The following is a 4,290-nucleotide window of genomic DNA, read 5'->3' as shown; positions in this document are numbered from 1 at the left end:
CCTGGCGCTGGGCTACGGGGCGATCACCGCCGAGCGCATCGACCCGGGAATCCGGCGCATCGCGGCGGTGGTGGCCAAGCGCGCGGCGTGAGCGATATCGCCGAATCCCCGGTCGCGGCCGGGGCGGTGGGTTAGATTTCGCCAGGGATAGCTTACGGGGGAGCGCGGACATGACCATGATGGAAAGCGGGCGGCAGCACACCAACCGGGATTCGGAACGCCGGTTGGAATCGCTGAGCCCCTTCGAACTCAAGAACACCTTGATCTCGCTGGCGGACGATCAGCAGAAGCGCACCGCGATGCAGATGGTCAACGCCGGGCGCGGCAACCCGAACTGGATCGCCGCCACGCCCCGCGACGCGTTCTTCCTGTTGGGGCGCTTCGGCATGGAGGAGGCGCGCCGCGACTGGTCGGAGTGGGACGATCTGGCGGGCATGCCGCAAGAGTCGGGCATCGCGGGGCGCCTCGACGCGTTCCTGTCGGACAACGCCTCCGACCCCGGCGCCGACCTGTTGAGGCGCGGCGTCGCCTACGGCGTCGACGAGCTGGGCTTCGACGCCGACGCGTGGGTCCACGAGCTGGCCGACTCGATCATCGGCGACCAGTACCCGGTGCCCGACCGGATGCTCACCCACGTCGAGAAGGTCGTGCACCAGTACCTGGTCCAGGAGATGTGCGGCGGCCGGGCGCCGGCGGCGGACTACGACCTGTTCGCCACCGAGGGCGGCACGGCCGCGATGTGTTACATCTTCGACTCGGCGATCATCAACCGGCTGCTCCACAAGGGCGACAAGATCGCGATCATGACGCCGATCTTCACGCCGTACCTGGAGATCCCGCATCTGGAGCGCTACCAGTTCGACGTCATGGAGCTCAAGGCCGAACGCACCAACGCCGAGGGCTTCCACACCTGGCAGTTCCCGGACTCCGAGATCAACAAGCTCGCCGACCCGGACGTCAAGGCGCTGTTCTGCGTGCACCCGTCCAACCCGCCGTCGGTCATGATGGACCCGTCCACCATGGACCGCATCGTGTCCATAGTGAACGACAAGAACCCGGAACTCACGATCATCACCGACGACGTGTACGGCACCTTCGTCAACGGTTTCCGCTCGCTGATGGGTGCCCTGCCGCGCAACACCATCGGCGTGTACTCGTTCTCGAAGTACTTCGGCTGCACCGGATGGCGGCTGGGGGTCATCGCCGTCAACCAGGTCAACGTCTTCGACGAGCGCCTGGCCACGCTTCCGGCGTCCGACAAGAAGATCCTCAACGAGCGCTACGGCACGCTCACCCTCGAGCCCGAGAAGATGCGCTTCATCGACCGCATGGTCGCCGACTCCCGGCAGGTGGCGCTCAACCACACCGCGGGGCTGTCGCTTCCACAGCAGACACAGATGGCGCTGTTCGCGCTGCATTGCCTGCTGGACACCGACGGCGAATACAAACAGATCTGTCAATCCATCATCGCCCGGCGCATGAAGGCGCTGACCAAGGGACTGGGCGTGGAGCTTCCGAGCGACCCGCTGGCGGCGCACTACTACGTCGAGCTCGACCTGCTGTCGTGGGCCGAACGCCACTGGGGCGCCGAGTTCGCCGCCTGGATGCGCGATCACTACGAACCGGTCGACGCGATCTTCCGCCTGGCCGAACAGGACTCGGTGGTGCTGCTCAACGGCGGCGGCTTCGACGGTCCCGAGTGGTCGGTGCGGATCTCGCTGGCCAACCTGCCGATGGCCGCCTACGAACGCATCGGCAAGGCGCTGTGGGACATCGGCCAGGAGTACAAGCGCGAGTTCGACGCCCGGGAACGCTGACATGGAGTGGGTGAAGCACCTCCTTCATGCCACCCCCGAGATCGCGCTCTTCGTGTGCCTGGCGCTCGGCTTCGCCGTCGGCAAGGTGCGGATCTGGAAGCTGTCGCTGGGCGGCGTGGCGGGCACGTTGATCGTGGCGATCATCGTCGGGATGTTCGCCGACGTGGCCCTCAACGACGAGGTGAAGAACATCGCCTTCGCGCTGTTCATCTTCACCCTGGGGTACATCAGCGGACCGTCCTTCTTCGCCAGCCTGAACCGCAAGAGCCTGCGCTACGGCGTCTTCACGGTGATCGAGGTGGTGACGGTGCTGGCGTTGACCGCGGGCGCCACCGTCATCATGGGCCTCGACCAGGGCACCGCCGCGGGCCTGATGGCCGGCGGCGCGACGGAGTCGGCCGCGGTGGGTACCTCCACCGACGCGATCGCCAAGCTCGCCCTGTCCGACAGCCAGATCTCCACGCTGCAGGCGAATGTGGGCACCGCGTACTCCATCTCGTACATCTGCGGGCTGATCACCATCGTGTTGATGGCCAGCCAGGTCTTCCCACTGTTGATGCGCGTCAACCTGCGCGACGAGGCCGACAAGCTGTGGCGCAAGCTCGGGGGCGGCCAGGAAGACGACAGCGACACCGAGGCCGCGGCGCTGCCCGAGCTGGTGGGCCGCGTCCACAGGGTAACCGCCTTCGACTCCCGCACCGTGGCGGAGCTGGAATCCAGTATGGACGGTACCGTCGCCGTCGAGCGGATCCAGCGCGGCGGAGCCTCGCTGGACCTGTCGCCCGACACCGTCATCGAACGCGGCGACGTCATCGTCCTGGTGGCGCAGCGCGAGGCCGTGGTGGGAGCCGATCGCGCCATCGGGCCCGAGGTGGCGCCCTCCAAAGGAATGGGGATGGAGCTGGACGTCGCCGACGTGGTGGTCAACGGCAAGGAGATCGTGCCCGCGACCCTGGCCGAGGTTCGCGAGCAGATCCCGATGTCGCAGCGGCACGGCGTCTTCCTCACCCAGATCACCCGCATGGACCACCCGCTGCCCGTGGAGTCGGGCACCGCGATCCACAAGGGCGACACGGTGCGGCTCACCGGGTCCAGGTCGGATCTGGCCTCCTTCGTGCCCCGGGTGGGCTTTCGCATCGACAAGGGCGTCAAGGCCGACCTGGTGTTCATCTCGATCGGCGTGGTGGCCGGGTTCCTGGTCGGCAAGCTGGTGCTGCCGCTGGGCGACATCCCGCTGTCGCTGGGCACCGGCGGCGGCTGCCTGCTCACCGGCCTGGTGTGCGGCTGGATCCGCGCCAAGCGCCCCACCATCGGCCAGTACCACCCGGCGGCGGCCGACGTCATCAAGACGCTGGGCCTGTCGGTGTTCATCTGCGCCGTCGGCCTGTCGTCGGGTCCGCAGGCGGTGAAGCTGGTCAAGGAGTTCGGTGCGGGCCTGCCGATCGCGGGCGTCCTCATGACCCTGATCCCGGCGAGCATCTCGCTGTTCGTGGCCTGGAAGATCATGAAGCTTCCCGCGCCGCTGGCCCTGGGCTCGGTCACGGGGCAGCAGTGCTCCACGCCCGGCATCACCGCGGTGCAGCAGGCGGCGGGCAACGCCACGCCGTTGATGGCGTACACCATCGTCTACGCGATGTCCAACGTGGTGCTTCCGCTGCTGGGTCCGATCGTGGTGGCCATGGCGGGCGCCCTGCGTTAGGCGGCAACCTTTCGGGCCCCCGTGCCCGTCCACAGGTGATGAGCGATGACAAGGCCCCGAAGCCCACTCCCGAAGAGAACGCGGCGCGATTCAGGCGCGGCCTGCCGCGGTCACTGGCGTTCGTGTTGCCGCTGGCATTCCTGTTCGGACTGATCTTCTACGTCCTCGACATGGGGACCCTGGGAGCGATACTGGGGCTGCTGTTCGCCGCGGGCATGGTGCCGTCGTTCGCGATCATCTTCGGCGCCGAGGACTCCTGACCTGGGCGAGCGGTGCCGGAAGCGTCACAGGCACCAGGTACAAATGGCACATGTTGTTTGACGCCCCCGCCCGCCGCATCGCGCGGGTGTGCGTCGACAGTCCACTGCCGCACCTCGATCGGCTCTTCGACTACCACGTGCCCGACGAGCTGGCCGCCGACATTCAGCGGGGTTGCCGGGTGAAGGTGCACTTCGCCGGGCGGGCCATGTCGGGGTTCGTCGTGGAGCTGGGGTCGTCGTCGCAGTTCCAGGGGCAGCTGCGGCCCATCGACAAGGTGGTGTCGGGCGAGGCCGTGCTGTCGCCCGAGATCGCCGAGCTGGCGCGCGCGGTGGCCGACCGGTACGCGGGCAACCTCGCCGACGTGCTGCGGCTGGCGATTCCGCCGCGCCAGGCCAAGGTGGAAAAGGCCGAGCCGCCCGCGCCGTGCGGCCCGATCGTCGCGCCGCCGACCGCGGCGTGGCGGCGGTACCGGCACGGCGAGGCGTTCGTGGCGGCGCTGGGGGAGGGCAAGGC

At 68.0% G+C, this 4,290-nt stretch carries 4 protein-coding genes; all 4 read left to right on the top strand.

All coding sequences use genetic code 11. From position 1 onward, the window contains the following. Positions 1-170: 170 nt before the first annotated feature. Entirely contained in the window at positions 171-1,817 is a 1,647-nt protein-coding gene (locus tag VE172_RS04445; RefSeq protein WP_324797746.1) for a bifunctional aspartate transaminase/aspartate 4-decarboxylase, read from the top strand. A gap of 1 nt (position 1,818) precedes the next feature. Then, positions 1,819-3,516 (top strand): aspartate-alanine antiporter, encoded by a 1,698-nt coding sequence (aspT, locus tag VE172_RS04440; protein WP_324797743.1) that lies wholly within the window; start codon positions 1,819-1,821, stop codon positions 3,514-3,516. A gap of 38 nt (positions 3,517-3,554) precedes the next feature. Next, positions 3,555-3,776 (top strand): hypothetical protein, encoded by a 222-nt coding sequence (locus VE172_RS04435; RefSeq protein WP_324797741.1) that lies wholly within the window; start codon positions 3,555-3,557, stop codon positions 3,774-3,776. A gap of 50 nt (positions 3,777-3,826) precedes the next feature. Then, positions 3,827-4,290, top strand: a 464-nt coding sequence (locus tag VE172_RS04430) for a primosomal protein N' family DNA-binding protein (protein WP_475525449.1), incomplete at its 3' end; no start/stop codon positions are given.

The organism is Stackebrandtia sp., assembly GCF_035643755.1.
GTDB lineage: Bacteria > Actinomycetota > Actinomycetes > Mycobacteriales > Micromonosporaceae > Stackebrandtia.
This window is presented reverse-complemented; position numbering and strand designations above follow the sequence as displayed.

Coding starts and splice junctions, on each gene's coding strand:
- VE172_RS04445 (WP_324797746.1), top strand. CDS start 171: ATGACCATGATGGAAAGCGGGCGGCAGCACACCAACCGGGATTCGGAA.
- aspT (WP_324797743.1), top strand. CDS start 1,819: ATGGAGTGGGTGAAGCACCTCCTTCATGCCACCCCCGAGATCGCGCTC.
- VE172_RS04435 (WP_324797741.1), top strand. CDS start 3,555: ATGAGCGATGACAAGGCCCCGAAGCCCACTCCCGAAGAGAACGCGGCG.